The organism is Bradyrhizobium sp. CCBAU 11357, assembly GCF_028128865.1.
Lineage (GTDB): Bacteria > Pseudomonadota > Alphaproteobacteria > Rhizobiales > Xanthobacteraceae > Bradyrhizobium.
This window is the reverse complement of record NZ_LBJW01000017.1, coordinates 708911-724600: the sequence shown is the minus strand read 5'-3', so window position 1 is coordinate 724600 and position 15690 is coordinate 708911. Positions and strand designations below refer to the sequence as shown.

General features: G+C 64.7%; 19 protein-coding genes and 1 riboswitch. Of the genes, 10 read left to right on the top strand and 9 right to left on the bottom strand.

Going from position 1 to position 15690, the window contains the following annotated elements:
- Window positions 1-58: 58 nt before the first annotated feature.
- A complete protein-coding gene (locus XI05_RS08625; RefSeq protein WP_271500445.1) occupies window positions 59-922 on the bottom strand; it encodes a DUF1194 domain-containing protein in 864 nt (287 codons plus the stop codon).
- A 302-nt stretch (window positions 923-1224) separates the two neighbouring features.
- A riboswitch (Fluoride riboswitch) is annotated at window positions 1225-1301 on the top strand.
- A gap of 94 nt (window positions 1302-1395) precedes the next feature.
- Between XI05_RS08625 and XI05_RS08620 the strand changes: the two genes are divergently transcribed.
- From XI05_RS08620 to clpS, 5 genes are read left to right on the top strand one after another with little or no spacing between them, the layout of a single operon-like run.
- Complete coding sequence (locus XI05_RS08620) at window positions 1396-2601, top strand: MFS transporter (protein WP_271500442.1); 1206 nt, start codon at window positions 1396-1398, stop codon at window positions 2599-2601.
- A 19-nt stretch (window positions 2602-2620) separates the two neighbouring features.
- Entirely contained in the window at window positions 2621-3010 is a 390-nt protein-coding gene (gene crcB / locus XI05_RS08615) for a fluoride efflux transporter CrcB (protein WP_042336065.1), read from the top strand.
- A gap of 6 nt (window positions 3011-3016) precedes the next feature.
- Window positions 3017-3442, top strand: a complete 426-nt coding sequence (gene crcB / locus XI05_RS08610; RefSeq protein WP_271500438.1) for a fluoride efflux transporter CrcB — start codon at window positions 3017-3019, stop codon at window positions 3440-3442.
- Window positions 3443-3444: 2 nt separating this feature from the next.
- Entirely contained in the window at window positions 3445-3786 is a 342-nt protein-coding gene (locus tag XI05_RS08605) for a DUF190 domain-containing protein (RefSeq protein ID WP_271500435.1), read from the top strand.
- A 42-nt stretch (window positions 3787-3828) separates the two neighbouring features.
- Complete coding sequence (gene clpS / locus XI05_RS08600; RefSeq protein WP_025034645.1) at window positions 3829-4134, top strand: ATP-dependent Clp protease adapter ClpS; 306 nt, start codon at window positions 3829-3831, stop codon at window positions 4132-4134.
- 43 nt (window positions 4135-4177) lie between these two features.
- Here clpS and XI05_RS08595 read toward each other — a convergent pair whose 3' ends face one another.
- The 4 genes from XI05_RS08595 to fabI all read right to left on the bottom strand — a co-directional run bounded on the left by XI05_RS08595 (window position 4178) and on the right by fabI (window position 8170).
- Entirely contained in the window at window positions 4178-5368 is a 1191-nt protein-coding gene (locus XI05_RS08595; protein WP_271500432.1) for an adenylate/guanylate cyclase domain-containing protein, read from the bottom strand.
- A gap of 62 nt (window positions 5369-5430) precedes the next feature.
- Entirely contained in the window at window positions 5431-6519 is a 1089-nt protein-coding gene (aroC, locus tag XI05_RS08590) for a chorismate synthase (RefSeq protein ID WP_271500430.1), read from the bottom strand.
- A gap of 223 nt (window positions 6520-6742) precedes the next feature.
- Window positions 6743-7342 carry a histidine phosphatase family protein gene (locus XI05_RS08585; RefSeq protein WP_271500427.1) on the bottom strand — a complete coding sequence of 200 codons (600 nt, stop codon included), beginning with the start codon at window positions 7340-7342 and terminating at the stop codon, window positions 6743-6745.
- A 12-nt stretch (window positions 7343-7354) separates the two neighbouring features.
- A complete protein-coding gene (gene fabI, locus XI05_RS08580) occupies window positions 7355-8170 on the bottom strand; it encodes an enoyl-ACP reductase FabI (RefSeq protein ID WP_080135587.1) in 816 nt (271 codons plus the stop codon).
- Window positions 8171-8342: 172 nt separating this feature from the next.
- On the opposite strand from fabI, the gene XI05_RS08575 reads away from it, so the two are divergent.
- Together XI05_RS08575 and XI05_RS08570 are read left to right on the top strand one after the other, a co-directional pair.
- Window positions 8343-8831, top strand: a complete 489-nt coding sequence (locus XI05_RS08575; RefSeq protein WP_271500424.1) for an RNA polymerase sigma factor — start codon at window positions 8343-8345, stop codon at window positions 8829-8831.
- 61 nt (window positions 8832-8892) lie between these two features.
- Window positions 8893-9663, top strand: a complete 771-nt coding sequence (locus tag XI05_RS08570; protein WP_271500421.1) for an anti-sigma factor family protein — start codon at window positions 8893-8895, stop codon at window positions 9661-9663.
- Window positions 9664-9989: 326 nt separating this feature from the next.
- Here the strand turns inward: XI05_RS08570 and XI05_RS08565 are convergent, their stop codons facing one another.
- On the bottom strand, window positions 9990-10952 hold the full coding sequence (locus tag XI05_RS08565; protein WP_271500418.1) for a J domain-containing protein: 963 nt from the start codon (window positions 10950-10952) through the stop codon (window positions 9990-9992).
- A gap of 167 nt (window positions 10953-11119) precedes the next feature.
- A complete protein-coding gene (locus XI05_RS08560) occupies window positions 11120-11527 on the bottom strand; it encodes an RT0821/Lpp0805 family surface protein (RefSeq protein WP_333939829.1) in 408 nt (135 codons plus the stop codon).
- A gap of 113 nt (window positions 11528-11640) precedes the next feature.
- Here XI05_RS08560 and pdxH point away from each other — a divergent pair, with 113 nt between their 5' ends.
- Both pdxH and XI05_RS08550 read left to right on the top strand, forming a co-directional pair.
- The gene (gene pdxH / locus XI05_RS08555; RefSeq protein ID WP_271500413.1) at window positions 11641-12282 is read left to right on the top strand and encodes a pyridoxamine 5'-phosphate oxidase; all 642 of its coding nucleotides are present in this window, start codon (window positions 11641-11643) and stop codon (window positions 12280-12282) included.
- A 26-nt stretch (window positions 12283-12308) separates the two neighbouring features.
- A complete protein-coding gene (locus XI05_RS08550; RefSeq protein WP_271500410.1) occupies window positions 12309-13061 on the top strand; it encodes an SDR family NAD(P)-dependent oxidoreductase in 753 nt (250 codons plus the stop codon).
- A gap of 178 nt (window positions 13062-13239) precedes the next feature.
- Here XI05_RS08550 and XI05_RS08545 read toward each other — a convergent pair whose 3' ends face one another.
- Window positions 13240-13458, bottom strand: a complete 219-nt coding sequence (locus XI05_RS08545) for a hypothetical protein (protein ID WP_271500407.1) — start codon at window positions 13456-13458, stop codon at window positions 13240-13242.
- Between the two features lie 204 nt (window positions 13459-13662).
- The gene (locus XI05_RS08540) at window positions 13663-14640 is read right to left on the bottom strand and encodes a magnesium transporter CorA family protein (RefSeq protein ID WP_172787347.1); all 978 of its coding nucleotides are present in this window, start codon (window positions 14638-14640) and stop codon (window positions 13663-13665) included.
- Window positions 14641-14978: 338 nt separating this feature from the next.
- Here XI05_RS08540 and XI05_RS08535 point away from each other — a divergent pair, with 338 nt between their 5' ends.
- Entirely contained in the window at window positions 14979-15659 is a 681-nt protein-coding gene (locus XI05_RS08535) for a L,D-transpeptidase (protein WP_172787346.1), read from the top strand.
- The last annotated feature ends 31 nt before the right edge of the window (window positions 15660-15690 follow it).

The following is a 15690-nucleotide window of genomic DNA, read 5'->3' as shown; positions in this document are numbered from 1 at the left end:
GGCCGGGCGGGCAAAAGGTCTCAGCCGGGCATGATCCCGCCGGAATACCCCGTCACCCTCACCGTCCCCAGCGATCGGACCAGATCTTCTCGCCGATGAGGCAATTGACGCGCGGCTCCTTGTCGGCGACGCGCATCACCGGGCGCTCCGGCGTGCGGCCGGCGACTTCCATCAGCAGCTTGGTACGGATCGCTTCCTTGAACTTGTCGCGGTCCTTGATCGTGATGACGAAGGAGCCCGGCCCTCCGATGACGCAGTCCTCGTAGTAGAAATCGAGATTGTCGATATCCATGGTCGAATAGGACGGCTCCTTGACCATGATCGGCAGGCCGTTGATGACGATGCCCTTCTCCAGGGCGGCATCGCGCGCCACCGTGACCGGGCCGCCATTGTTGTTCGGACCGTCGCCGGAAATGTCGATGACACGGCGCAGGCCACGATAGGGATCCTCGTCGAACAATGGCATCGCGAAGTTGATCGCGCCGGAGATAGAGGTGCGCGAAGCGCGCCGGATCGGCGTCTTCATGATCTCGGCGGCAACCGCATCCGCCGTCTCCGGACCATCGACCAGCCGCCAGGGAATGATGATCTTCTGGTCGCTGGAGGCGGCCCACTCGAAATAGGTCACCGCGATACGGCCGTTCGGCCCGAGCTTCAGCGCCTGCAGGAACTCCTTCGACTGGATCGCCTGTGCGTAGCCTTCGCGCTGGATCGCGAGCTCATCCATGTCCATGGAGTAGGAGACGTCGACCGCGAGGACCAGCTCGACATCGACGGTCTGCGCGTCCTTGTCGCCCGCAAGCCGTTGCGGTTGACTTCTGGACGATTCGAATTTGGGTCCTGGTGCCGCGATGCCCGCGACGTCCCCTCCGGCAAACATGCCGGCCACCAGCACAGCCCCGATCGAGAACAGCAAACGCATCGCAGTCTCCCGTCGTATGACGCGATGGTGACATGCAATCGGCTTGCCGCAAAGCGCGAAGATCGCTTGTGCTTCACATTCAAGTGCATCGCTGCTGCGTGTTGCCGTCGTTTGGCCATAGCGCCGATAGACGGGAACAGGCGCGACTCGCATCTGCTGTCATTCCGGGACTCGCGAAGCGAGGACCCGGAATCTCGCGAGATTCCGGGTTCGATGCTGCGCATCGCCCCGGAATGACAGCTGCTGGCGGAGACACGCGGCTCCCGCCCACTTGTCCGGCACGATTTCCATGCTAGGCTTGTCGCACAGATGGGGATGGAGTCCCCCGACAACCGCCCGGCGGTCGATGACCTCGTGGGCTGATGACTCCTGCTTAAGGAGAGGCGATCTCGAGCCTCTGCCTTTGGCGGGAGCATGGACAAACCCGCCGACGGCGGGTTTTTTGTTGCCTGAACGCGGGAGAAGCAGAAGGCGTGACGACGATACCGAATGCCGCGCGGAGCGGGCTGCCGAGGGGGATCTGGGTGCTCGGCTTCGTCTCGATGCTGATGGACATCTCCTCGGAGATGATCCACGCGCTGCTGCCGGTCTATCTCGTCACCGTGCTCGGCGCCTCCACGCTTACCGTCGGCTTCATCGAGGGCATTGCCGAGGCGACCGCCTCGATCACCAAGATCTTCTCCGGCGCGCTGTCGGACTGGCTCGGCCGCCGCAAGCTGCTCGCCGCGCTGGGCTACGGACTGGCCGCGCTGACAAAACCGCTGTTCCCGCTCGCGCCCAGCGTCGGATGGCTGGTCGCCGCGCGCTTCATCGATCGCGTCGGCAAGGGCATCCGCGGCGCGCCGCGCGATGCGCTGATCGCCGATATCGCCCCCGTCGGCCTGCGCGGCGCGAGCTTCGGCCTGCGGCAATCGCTCGACACGATCGGCGCCTTCCTCGGGCCGCTCGTCGCAATCGGCCTGATGTGGTGGACGGCTGACAATTTTGCCCTCGTGTTCTGGGTGGCGGTGCTGCCGGCGTTCCTGTCCTTTGGGTTGATCGCGTTCGCGGTGAAGGAGCCGGCGCCCGATCCGAGCCGGAAACCTGCAGAAAATCCGCTCAATCTCGCCGCGATGCGCCAGCTCGGAGCGGTCTATTGGCGCGTCGTCGCCGTGGGCGTCGTGTTCACGCTCGCGCGTTTCAGCGAGGCCTTCCTGATCCTGCGCGCGCAGAACATCGGGCTCAATGCGATGTGGGTGCCGGCCGTGCTGGTGCTGATGAATGTCGCCTACGCGCTCTCCGCCTATCCGGCCGGCGTGCTGTCGGACCGGATCAACCGGACCGGGCTGCTCGCACTCGGCCTCGTCTTCCTCGCCGGCGCCGACCTCGCGCTGGCGCTGTTGCCGAACCTGGCTGGCCTCGCGCTCGGCGTCGTACTGTGGGGACTGCATATGGGATTGACGCAAGGGCTGCTCTCCGCCCTCGTCGCCGACGCCGCGCCGCCCGCCTTGCGCGGCACCGCCTTCGGCTATTTCAACCTGTTCACCGGGCTTGCCTTGCTGGCCGCGAGCGTGATCGCGGGTGCGCTGTGGGACGCCTATGGACCGGCGGGAACGTTTCTCGCCGGGCTCGGCTTCGCGCTGGTTTCGCTGGTGGGGCTGCGCGCAGTCGGCAACGGTCTTGCGGTAGGGAGCAAGTGATGACGGGGGACTGTTCGTCTTGCTGAGCGGGGCAATTGCGATCGTGATCGGCAGCGCGCTCGGCGGCTGCGCGCGCTATTTCGTCTCCGGTGCGATCGCGCGGCGACTGGGCGAAACGTTTCCGTGGGGCACCATGACCATCAACGTCACCGGCGCCTTCCTCATCGGCATTTTCGGCGCGCTGGCGACGCATCCGGGCTCGGTCTTCGCCTCACCCACACCATGGCTGTTCGCGGTGACCGGGTTTCTCGGCTGCTACACCACGGTGTCCTCGTTCAGCCTGCAAACGCTGACACTCGCCCGCGGCGGCGAGCCGCTCTCGGCGCTCGGCAATGTCGCCTGCTCGGTCGGGCTGTGCCTCGCCGCCGTCAGCTGCGGCTTCCTGCTTGCGGATCGTCTGGGAGGCTAGAGGCTGATGAGCTCACCTTTTGCCGAACGCTGGCGCAGCTTTGTGCTCTACGCCTGGGTTGCCGCCGGCAGCATCGTCGGCGGGCTGACGCGCTACCTGGTCGGGCTTGTGCTCGACACCGGGTCGGGCTTTCCTGTCGCGACGCTGTTCATCAACGCAACGGGCTCCCTGATCATCGGCTTCTACGCGACGCTGACCGGCCCGGACGGCCGCGTGCTGGCGCGGCCCGAGCACCGACAATTCGTCATGACCGGGTTTTGCGGCGGCTACACCACCTTCTCGGCCTTCAGCCTGGAGACCTTCCGCCTGCTCCACGGCGGCATGAAGTACACCGCGCTCGCCTATGTCGCGTCCTCGGTCGTCTGCTGGCTGGTGTCGGTGTGGGCCGGGCATATGCTGGCGAGCCGCTACAACCGCTTGAAAAGGAGCTGAGCATGCAAATTCCCAATCAGGCAGTTTCGCTCCGCATCTTCATCGGCGAGAGCGACCATTATGATGGCAAGCCGCTCTATGAGGCGATCGTGATGACTGCGCGCGAGCGACATCTGGCCGGCGCCACCGTGCTGCGCGGTCCGATGGGCTTCGGCAAGTCCAGCCGGCTGCACACCTCGAAGATCCTGCGGCTGTCGGAAGACTTGCCGCTCCTGATCGAGATCGTCGACAGCGAGGACAACATCAACGCATTCCTGCCCATCCTGGACGGCATGATGTCGAGCGGTCTGATCACCTTGGAGAAGGTGCAGGTCCTGCAATATGGTGCGAAAGCCGCGGGCTGATTGCCCGGCAGGGAACCCAAGCCGCCGTGTCCAGGAGGCGGAATGAACGACACCGTCACCAAGCCGAAAACCAGGACGAAGACCAAGGTCGAGCGGCCGAAGCTGCACAAGGTCATCCTGATCAACGACGACTACACGCCGCGTGAATTCGTCACCATGGTGTTGAAGGCCGAATTCCGCATGACCGAGGATCAGGCCTACAAGGTGATGATCACCGCGCACAAGCTGGGCGCCTGCGTGGTCGCCGTCTTCACCAAGGACGTCGCCGAAACCAAGGCAACGCGCGCCACCGACGCCGGCCGCGCCAAGGGCTATCCGCTGCTGTTCACGACAGAGCCGGAGGAATAGCCGCGCGCTTGCCTGCTTCGGGTCGAGGCCGCTGTCGGCGCGTTTAGGCCATCACCACCGGCGTCTCCTCCGCCAGCCCGTACACGCGCTGCGCCTTGGAAAATCCCGCGATCGGAAATTCGCCGAGCTGGTGCCAATCATGGCGGCAGACATTGGCAAAACCTTCCGAGGCCACGACGGTCCGCCCCAGGCGCCCCGTGATCTTCTCCAGTCTCGCGGCGAGATTGACCGCCGGGCCGATGCAGGTGAAGTCGAGGCGGTTGCCGCCGCCGATATTGCCGTAAAGGATGTTGCCGACATGCAACGCGACGCCGAAGCGGAAGCGCTCGACGACGTCGCCGACCGGAACGGCGAGCGCCTCGACGCTGGCGCGGGATTCGCGCGCCGCCTCCAGCACCCGCGCGCAGACATGGGCGGCATCGCCGACATATTCGTCGATCGGAAACACGGCGAGCAAGCCGTCGCCCATGAATTTCAACACCTCGCCGCCGTGGCCGCGGATCGCGGCAACCTGGCAGTCGAAATATTGATTGAGGATCTCGACCACCGTCTCGGCCGGCAGCCGGTCCGACAGCGCGGTGAAGCCCCGCAGGTCCGACAGCCAGATCGCCGCCTGCATGGTGTCGTTGTGACCGCGTCGGATCTGGCCACCGAGGATGCGCGCGCCGGCGCGATTGCCGACATAGGTGTCGAGCAGCATCTCGGCGGTGCGGCGCAGGCTGATGATCTCGCTGACGCGCGCGAGCGGGGCTATGACGGCTCGGATGGCCGCGATGTCGTCGTCGCTGAAGCCATCGGGATGCTGGGTGATCCAGCTCGTTGCGTGGACGGAGCCGTCGAGAAAGCGCACCGGCACCGCGATATAATCGGTCGCGCCTTCGGCTCGCATGTCGTCGAGGAACGGAAATCGCTTGCTGTCGGGATCGCGTGCGCGGCCTCTGACCTCGATGCCCTGCTCGAACACGACGCGGAGCGGGCTGCGGGCGAATTCGGGCGTGTCCAGGATCTCGAAATCGACGCTGCCGACTTCGACTTCCTGGCCCTGCCGCCAGATGAAGTTGCGGCCGAAGACTTCGGGATGCAGCGTGCGGATGAAGATGCCGAACCGCCATAGCGGCAGGCCGGCCGCGACCAGACGTTCGCAGAAATCGGCGATCATCTCGGCCGGCTCCTGCGCCGACCAGGCGCCGTCGATCAGCCAGTTGCAGACGTGCTGAATCCCGGAGCTGTTCATGGCCGCATTTGCGGACGAAGTTGCGGGGTCGTCAAGCTGCACGGTGGGCTAGTACCGCGAGTTCAACGCCCGACCTGCCCGCGATCGCGCAGGAAGTGATCGGCCAGCACGCACGCCATCATGGCCTCCCCGACGGGGACGGCACGGATGCCGACGCAGGGGTCATGGCGGCCCTTGGTGAAGATCTCGGTCTCGGCGCCTTGCCGATCGACGGTGAGACGCGGCTGCAGGATCGACGAGGTCGGCTTCACCGCGAAACGCACCACCACCGGCTGTCCGGTGGAGATGCCGCCCAGCACGCCGCCGGCGTGGTTGGACAGGAAGCGCGTGCCGTCATTGCCGGAGCGCATCTCGTCGGCGTTCTCCTCCCCGGTCAGTTCTGCCGCGCCAAAACCGGCGCCGATCTCGACGCCCTTCACCGCGTTGATCGTCATCATCGCACCCGCCAGATCGGAATCGAGCTTGGCGTAGATCGGCGCGCCGAGACCTGCCGGCACGCCTTCGGCGACGACCTCGATCACCGCACCGATCGAGGAGCCGCTCTTGCGGATGCCGTCGAGATAGGTCTCGAAGAACGCGGCCTTGTCCTTGTCGGGACAGAAGAACGGATTTTTCGCGACCTCGTCCCAATCCCACTTGTCGCGATCGATCTTGTGCGGACCGATCTGCACCAAGGCGCCCCGCACCGTCACGTCGGGCAGCACTTTCCGCGCGATGGCGCCGGCGGCAACGCGCATCGCGGTCTCGCGCGCCGAGGAGCGCCCGCCGCCGCGATAATCGCGCAGGCCGTACTTCGCCTCATAGGTGAAGTCGGCGTGTCCGGGACGAAACTTGTCCTTGATCTCGGAATAATCCTTCGAGCGCTGGTCGGTGTTCTCGATCAGAAGGCCGATCGGCGTGCCCGTCGTCACCTGCACGCCGGTCTCCGGATGCGCCATCACGCCGGAGAGGATCTTCACCTGGTCCGGCTCCTGGCGCTGGGTGGTGAAGCGCGACTGGCCGGGACGCCGGCGGTCGAGATCCCGCTGGATGTCGGCCTCGGTGAGCGGGATCATCGGCGGGCAGCCGTCGACCACGCAGCCGATCGCCACCCCATGGCTCTCGCCGAAGGTGGTGACGCGGAACATGTGGCCGAAGGTGTTGAAGGACATCGCTACTCGCAGGTTCGATCCCGGCGTGTGGTAACGCGCTCTCGATGAGGGGTCAAATGGCCGCCAGCGTCGTCATGGCCGGGCCCGTCCCGCCTGCGCGGCCGAAGCCGCTTCGGCGAGGCGAAGGCCCGGCCATCCACGTTCTTAGGTCGGGAGGTAAAGTGCGTGGATGCTCGGGACAAGCCAGGACAAGCCCGGGCATGACGGTGGGGATGGGGCCGCCCTAACTGAACTTCTCCAGCCGCCCGTCGCGGAACACGTAGACGGCTCCCTGCTCGATATAGAGCTCGGCGGCGCTGGCGGGCGTCTCGAGCCCCAGGGACACCATCAGGGCCCGGCAGGTCCCGCCATGGGCCACCGCGACGGTGTCGGTCCGGAGCTGGTCGTACCAGGCGCGCACGCGGACCTGCACGTCGGCGTAGGTCTCCCCGCCCGCAGGTCCCACGGTCCATTTGTCGGCGAGCCGCCTTGCATAGATGTCCGGATCCTTCGCCTGGCTCTCAGCCAGCGTCAGCCCCTCCCAGGTGCCGTAGCCGATCTCGCGCAGACGATCGTCGAGCGCATAATCGGCAGGCGGCAATTCGAGCTTGCCGCGCGCGAGCTCCATGGTCAGGCGCGCACGGCCGAGCGGGCTCGACACGTAGGGCAGCGCGGCCTTGTCGCGTCCGTCGCGCTTGAACAGTTCGGCCAGAACGGCGCCGGCGTGCACGGCCTGGCTGCGGCCGCGCGCGTTCAGCGGAACGTCCCTGGTGCCCTGAAGCCTGCCGAGCGCATTCCACTCGGTCTCGCCGTGGCGAAGATAGTAGATCGTAGGCCCGGGCATTGCAGCTAGTGGCTAGTCCTTCCCGCCAAGCGAGATATCAGGCGCATCCGGCCGCTTCATGCCGAGCACGTGATAGCCGGAATCGACGTGGTGCACCTCGCCGGTAACGCCGCGCGAGAGGTCGGAGAGGAAATACAGCGCGCTGCCGCCGACGTCTTCGGTGGAGACGTTGCGCCGCATCGGCGCATTGGTCTCGTTCCACTTCAGGATATAGCGGAAGTCGCCGATGCCGGACGCCGCCAGCGTCTTGATGGGGCCTGCCGAGATCGCATTGACGCGGATGTTCTTCTCGCCGAGATCGGCGGCGAGATAGCGCACGCTGGCTTCCAGCGCCGCCTTGGCCACGCCCATCACATTGTAATGAGGCATCCACTTCTCGGCGCCGTAATAGGAGAGCGTGATCAGCGAGCCGCCATCCGTCATCAGCTTCTCGGCGCGCTGCGCCACCGCCGTGAACGAATAGCAGGAGATCAACATCGACTTCGAAAAATTCTCCTGCGTGGTGTCGACGTAGCGGCCGTCGAGCTGCTCGCCATAGGCGATCGCATGCACCAGGAAGTCGATCTTGCCCCACTTCTCCTTCAGCACCGCGAACGCGGCATCGATGGTCGCGGCATCCGTGACATCGCAATGGCCGAGCACGAGGCCGCCGATCTCGGCGGCGAGCGGCTCGACGCGCTTCTTCAGCGCATCGCCCTGATAGGTGAAGGCGAGCTCGGCACCCGCGGCGTGGCATGCCTTGGCGATGCCCCAGGCGATCGAGCGGTTGTTGGCAACGCCGAGGATGACCCCGCGCTTTCCTTGCATCAGACCCGAATTCTGCGCCATTTTTGCACGTCCCGTCGAACTCTCGTTGAGGTCTGGAGGTACACCAGCCCTCCCCCGCGGTACAGCCCAAATCCGCGGCGTTAACGCTGTTTCGAGGACCGGAATAGCCGTTCCGCTCGGGTGTTATGATCGCTATAAGCGCGCGCCGAACGTCAGGGACGTCAAGACTGCAATGAATGCGTTTCGCCAGAGTGTGGAAGCCATGATCCCGGCGTTGCGCCGCTATGCCCGCGCGCTCACGCGCGATGCGGATGCGGCCGACGATCTGGTCCAGGATACGTTGGTCCGCGCGCTGCGTTCGGAGCGGCTGTTTCTCGGAGGCGACGTCAGGAGCTGGCTCTATACGATCCTGACCAACCTCAACAAAAACCGGCGGCGTTCCCTGGCAAGGCGGCCGCAATTCATGCCGCTGACGGACAACAACCCGGATGCCAGCGGGACCGAGGCCGAAGGACGCGACATCGAGAAGGCGCTGGCTACTCTCGTCGAGGAGCAGCGTTCGGTGCTGCTCCTGGTGATGCTGGAAGACATGAGCTACCGCGAGGTTGCCGACATCCAGGGCGTGCCGATCGGCACCGTGATGTCGCGCCTGGCACGCGCAAGAGCCCACGTCAAAGCCTCGCTCGAGGGTGAGCGGACGGCGCTCAGGCGGGTGAAATGATGAGCTGCGCGAAACTAACTTGCAGAAGATATTTTGGGCCGCAGAGCCAGAGACGACCGATATGAACGACCGCAACATCCCAGTGACCGAGGACGAACTGCACGCCTATATCGACGGCGAGCTGCCGGCTGAGCGACGCGCCGACGTCGAGGCCTTTCTTGCCGCCCACCCCGACGACGCCGAGCGGGTGCAGTCCTGGCGGACCATGGCCGAGATGCTGCACGCCCGTTACGATTCGGTCGTCCATGAGCCGGTGCCCGCACGGCTCGAGCTCGAGCGGCTGGAGCGTCGCCCGCGGCAATGGCTCTATGGCGCCGCCGCGGCCGTGCTGGTTGCCTTCGTCGCCGGCGGCACCGCAGGCTGGGTGGCGCATGGCGCCGCCAACGCACCCTCGACCTTCCAGAGCTTTACGGCGGACGCGCTCGGTGCGCACCGCCTCTATGTCGTGGAGGTGCGCCATCCCGTGGAGGTCGGCGGCAACGAGCGCGATCACTTGCAGGCCTGGCTGACCCGGCGCTGCGGCTGGACCGTGTTCGCGCCGAACCTGGAGGCGAGCGGGCTGAAGCTGGTGGGCGGCCGGCTGCTGCCGGGCCCGAACGGTCCGGCGTCGTTCCTGATGTACGAGGGCGCCTCGGGCGAGCGGTACACGATCTACTCCGCCAAGACCGAGAATGGTGCAACGCAAATGCGCTACGCCAAGACGGACAAGGACGGCGCGTTGTTCTGGTCCGAGCGCGGCGTCGGCTACGTCGTCAGCGGCAGCAGTGATCGCGAGCGGCTGACCAGGGTGGCGCAGGCCGTCTACGACCAAGCAGAGAAAAACGGCACCTAGACAACCGCACAAGCGCAGTGCCCAGATTCCGTCATCGAAAATTTGGAATCAGGACATCGACGCGTCGATTATCGCACCGGGTGTTCACGCGATTATGAGTGGCGTTCGATCCGCCGATCGACGCGGGCGGCCTCGATTGGGGTTTTTGGTACCGCGCTGGTCCCCCTCTCGAGGCCGCACCTTTTCATCGGCTGCCCCGCCGGACAGCCGACACGTCGAAACCATGAAGCGTGACCCACGCCTCAGGTATATGATGAGCATCATCTCCAGGACGATGCCTTGAGGATGATGCCTTGGGCCTTTAGGAGAACCCCATCACTCTCGCCCTAACCAATCCCGCTACGTGGATTGTAGGGGTGTTGGTCCCGCCACTTCTCCATCAATGCTTCAAGCTCGGCGTCGTTCCCGTCCGGTAGCATAATCCTGATGGTGACGAAGAGATCCCCGGTCCCGCCAGATTTCGGCAGGCCCTTGCCCTTGAGACGGAAGGTCCGGCCGCTGGAGGTGTTTTTGGGGACCGAGAGCTCCACGGCATTGCCGAGGGTGGGCACGCGGACCTTGCCGCCGAGCACCGCCTCGTAAAGCGTGACAGGCAGGTCGATCCTGAGGTCGGCGCCCTCGACCTTGAAGAACGGGTGCGGCGCGATGTTGATGGTGATCAGGAGATCGCCGGGCGGATGGCCCTGCGCGCTTTCGCCCTGCCCACGGAGCCGGATCTGCTGGCCATCGGTGACCCCGGCCGGAATCTTGACGTTGAGCTCCTTGCCTGTCGGCAGCCGGACACGCTTCTCGCCGCCCTTGACCGCCTCTTCAAGCGAGACGCTCATGGCGACGTTGACGTCGAGATCGAGCCCGACACCGCCGGTGTCGAACTCGAACTGGGCACCGCCGCCGGCTCCGGGCCGCGCGCCGCGCATTCCGCCGCCGAACATGCTGTTGAGGATGTCCTCGAACGCGCCGCCGCCCGGGCCGCCCGCACCGCCGCTTCGGAACGTATAGCTTTCGAACCCGCCAGGACCGGCGCGGCCACGAGGGCCGCCGCCGCCCGGAAAACCCTGGAAGCGCGGCTTGCCATCGGCGTCGATCTCGCCGCGGTCAAACTGCTTGCGCTTGTCCTCGTCGCCAAGGATCTCGTTGGCCGAGTTGATCTCGGCGAAGCGTTCGGCCGCCTTCGGATCACCCTTGTTGCTGTCCGGATGGTGCTTCTTGGCCAGCTTGCGATAGGCGCTCTTGATCGCGGCAGCGCTGGCGCTCCGCGGCACCCCCAAGACCTCATAGGGGTCGCGCATTCGTCACGTCTCCTTCAAGAAATCGAATTGTTCAAAGGGCTCCCCGCCCCACCTGCCGGTCATGTGGGAAGAGAGTGGCATTTTTGCAACTAGGAACGCGAGCTGAAGCTCAATGTTTGGAGCATGGCCTTATCGGAAAACCGGTTCCCGCTTTTTCCGGATCGTGCTCAGCTCCGCCACGGCTTTAGCGTATGAATCTCCCAACGGCCACGGCTGCTTTGGCAGCCGGCGCCCTGGAGCCAGCTTTCGGTGTTGCCGTTGACGTAGCTCGCCAGGAAGTCGCGGCATTTGCGCCCGTCCTCGGCGGCGTAGGACTGGGCGATGGGCGTCACCGAGCCGCGCGCCCCGGTCTCCGGATTCTCCCAATGCTGGCTGGAATCCTTGTCGCCCTTGCTGAGCACGTCCGAGGCGGCGTTGCGGGTGAAGGCGAGATCGGTCTCGGTCGGCGGAGCGTCCTTTGCCGGCCGCGCGATCGAGCCGGTGAGGTCGCTGTCGTCGCCCTTGGCATAGGCGGTGCTGTCGTTGCGAGAAAAGCTGCAGCCGCCGGCGCCGAGCCCGACCAGAATCATCGTCATGACGAAGCCGGACGGCCGGATCGCCGATAGGCCAACGCGTGCCCATGCCCTATATAGGGCGGTAGCGGACAACAACGCGTTTTGGGCCGCGGGACGCAACTCGGACTCCGGACATGACCGACACGACCTCGATGAAACACCAGACACCCTTAACATCCGGTGATTTCACCGCTGCCGACGAGCCTTTTGCGCTGTTCGAGGCCTGGCTGAACGAGGCAATCAAGAGCGAGCCGAACGATCCGAACGCCATGGCGCTCGCAACCGTCGATTCCGACGGCTTGCCTGACGTGCGCATGGTGCTGATGAAGGGCTTCGATACCGAGGGTTTCGTCTTCTACAGCCACATCGCGAGCCAAAAGGGCCGCGAACTCGCCGCAAATCCTAAGGCAGCGTTACTTTTTCACTGGAAGTCGCTGCGCCGTCAGGTCCGCATCCGCGGCAACGTGACGCCGGTGAGCGACGCGGAGGCCGACGCCTATTTCGCGACGCGACCGAAGCAGGCCCAGATCGGCGCCTGGGCGAGCAAGCAATCGCAAGAGCTGGAGAGCCGCTTCGCGTTCGAGCAGGCCATCGCCAAGGTCGCGGCCAAATACGTCATCGGCGAAGTGCCGCGGCCGCCGGGCTGGAGCGGCTGGCGCATCACGCCGCTCCGAATCGAGTTCTGGCACGACCGCCCGTTCCGCCTGCACGACCGCATCGAATTTCGGCGTGACGCCGCCGGCCAACCGTGGTCCAAGACGCGGATGTACCCGTAAGCTTTGGGCCGACCTGAAAGATGTCCATGCCGCATTCGTCCAATGCGCCGCGCCGTACGCTGCTCCTGACCGGAGCCAGCCGCGGCATCGGCCACGCCACCGTGATCCGGTTTTCCTCGGCGGGCTGGCGCGTCATCACCTGCTCGCGGCATCCTTTCCCGGAGGACTGCCCCTGGGATGCCGGCCCTGAGGACCACATCCAGGTCGACCTCGGCAACCCAGAGGACACCGCGCGCGCGATCTCCGAGATCCGCAGCCGGCTCGAAGGCGGCGCGCTGCACGCGCTGGTCAACAACGCCGCGATCTCGCCGAAGGGCCCCGGCGGCTCGCGGCTGGGCTCGGTCGACACCGACCTCGACACCTGGACGCACGTCTTCCATGTCAACTTCTTCGCGCCGATCATGATGGCGCGCGGGCTGATCGAGGAATTGAAGGCGGCCAAGGGCTCGGTCGTGAACGTCACCTCGATCGCGGGCTCGCGCGTGCACCCCTTCGCAGGCGCCGCCTATGCCACCTCGAAGGCGGCGCTCGCCGCGCTGACGCGCGAGATGGCCTCCGACTTCGGCCGCATCGGCGTGCGCGTCAACGCGATCGCCCCGGGCGAGATCGACACCTCGATCCTGTCGCCCGGCACCGAAAAGATCGTCGAGCAGCAGATCCCGATGCACCGCCTCGGCACGCCCGACGAGGTGGCCAAGATCATCTACGTGCTGTGCACGGACACCTCTTCTTACGTCAACGGCGCCGAGATCCACATCAACGGCGGCCAGCACGTGTAGGCAATCCGCCATCCTTTGTCATTGCGAGCGCAGCGAAGCAATCCAGACTGCCTCCGCGGAGACAGTCTGGATTGCTTCGTCGCTTCGCTCCTCGCAATGACGAAATTTAGCGCTTAGGGAAGCAAGGCGATCCAGACAACGCCGCCGCAAGACCTGGATCGCCCTTACCTTCCGTTCCTCAATCGAGTCGAATCCGACGTGACCTCTCGCGCGGACGCGGAGCGGCCGTGCTGAATGCAGTCGAGCAGTCGTCGTCGTTCTCACCATCGAGCAGCGGAGCACCACAGTGCCGGCACAGGCGTGCCGACATCGACGACGCCTTGCCGCTCGTCACCGCCTGACGATAGTGCGCCAGCTCGATGACGTTGCGGGGCGTCGTTATGTGTTTTTCAACCATGGCTGTTCCTCGCGGCTACGCACTACTTATCGCAGACAAGTTTCGCGCAAACGTTCAGCCCACCGCTCAAATTTTACCGGAGGAATTGCGGCATGACACACACATCACCGCGTCGCCGCAATGCCGATCTATTCTGCGACACGATCCACCGTGTCTATGCGAGCAGCGTAAGGTCTCGGTAGGTATCTTTGCGGAGCTTGATTCCTACAGCCACTTCTTGAACTTGAAGATCCAGTACGGAACGATGGCAGCGATCAGCATCATCACCAGCGCCATCGGGTAGCCGTGCACCCATTCGAGTTCCGGCATCACCTTGAAGTTCATGCCGTAGACCGAGGCGATCAGCGTCGGCGGCATCAGGACAACAGCCATGACCGAAAACAGCTTGATGATGTTGTTCTGCTCGAGATTGACGACGCCGAGCATGGCGTCGAGCACGAAAGTGATCTTGCTGGAGAGATAGGAGGCGTGGTCGGTCAGCGAGGCCACGTCGCGCTGCATGGTCTTGAGCTGCTCGCGCATGTCCTTCGACCATTTCACGCCCTCGACCACCGCCGACAGGAACGTCACGACGCGGCCGATCGACACCAGGCTCTCGCGAACCTTCGAGGTCAAGTCGCCCTTGCGGCCGATCGAGATCAGGATCTGGGAATATTGCTTGGCATGGCCGTGGCGCTCGCTCTCCGGCTCGAAGATGTCGTGGGAGACCTGGTCGATCTCGGCACCGCAGCGCTCCAGAATATCGGCGCAGCGGTCGATCACGGCGTCCAGGAGCTCCATCAGCACCATCTCGCCGGTGATTGACGGGGTACAGGAGCGGGCGAGCTTGGCTTCGACCAGCGCAAAGGGCTTGGGCAGGTCGTAGCGCACCGTCACCAGGCGATGGTCGCCGAGGATGAAGGTCACCGCCGTGGTCCGGGGCATGTCGGTATCGGAGTGGCACATCAGCGTCGCGGTCATGTAGCGCGCGCCGTTCTCCATATAGAGGCGGCTGGAGATCTCGATCTCCTGCATGTCTTCCCGGGTCGGGATGGCGATGCCCGCCAGCCGCTCCACGGCCTTGTCCTCGGCGGCCGTCGGGTTGACGAGGTCGATCCAGACCGCGTTGTCCGGCAACGCCGTGAGATCTTCGATAACCGCCTTCTTGAGGGAGGCCTCGGAGGGAACGAACGCCCAAAACATCAAAAGCTCCAGAGATCCTGCGACAGAACGACAGCCCTTAGCGCGATTCTGGCAGGTTCACGATGACAACAACATTAACGGAGCGTTTGCATTTGCGGCACCGCCGGGGCTCAACTGTGGCGCGGAAGGAACAGTTTGGCGCGTCTGGCCAAAAAACCTTCGCAGTAACCCCAAATTTGCGGCAGAAAAGCCACAGCTGGGGTCTTGCAGCGCGGGAAAACGGCTTCAGCGCTGGAATTGTGGCAGATTTCAACCATAATGGGATTAACGGAGTCGAGGAACTTGGGCGCTAAGCTCAGGCCCCTTCCGCACGGTATTGTTTTGATTGGAACCAAACCATGTCGTCGCTGAAAGTTATGTTTGGGATTTTGGCCGCTGGCCTGATGCTGTCGGGCTGCATGCAGGCCACTCATTATGAGGCGGCCGACACCAAAGCCTTCAAGCCGAAGGACAAGGAGCTCCTCGCCAAGGTCCGGTACGAGAACACCCCGGTCGCCGAGCCGTTCCGCCGCGCCATCGTCCAGTACCACCGCAAGGAAACGCCCGGCTCGATCGTGGTCGATTCCGACAACCATTACCTCTATTACGTGCTGGATGGCGGCAAGGCGATCCGCTACGGCATCACCGTCGGTGAAGAGGCGATGGCCTGGTCGGGTATTGCCAAGGTGGGCAGCAAGACCGAGTGGCCGGCCTGGCACCCCACGCCCAGCGAAATTTCGCGCCTGGGTGTGCCGACCTATGTCGCGCCGGGTCCGGACAATCCGATGGGATCCCGTGCGCTGTACCTGTATTCGGGGGGTAAGGACACGCTGTTCCGCATCCACGGCACCAACCAGCCGGAATATATCGGCGCCTCGATCTCGTCCGGCTGTATCCGCCTGACCAACGAGGACGCGATCGATCTCTATGATCGCGTCAAAGTCGGCACCCTCGTCGTGGTGCTCGAGCCGAAGCACGGCGATTCGCCCTACAATTCGCGCCTCGCGCTCCAGGGCGGCGGTTCCAGTTCATCCTACTGAGCAGGCCTTGCCTGAGGCTTTTCAAAAGCGC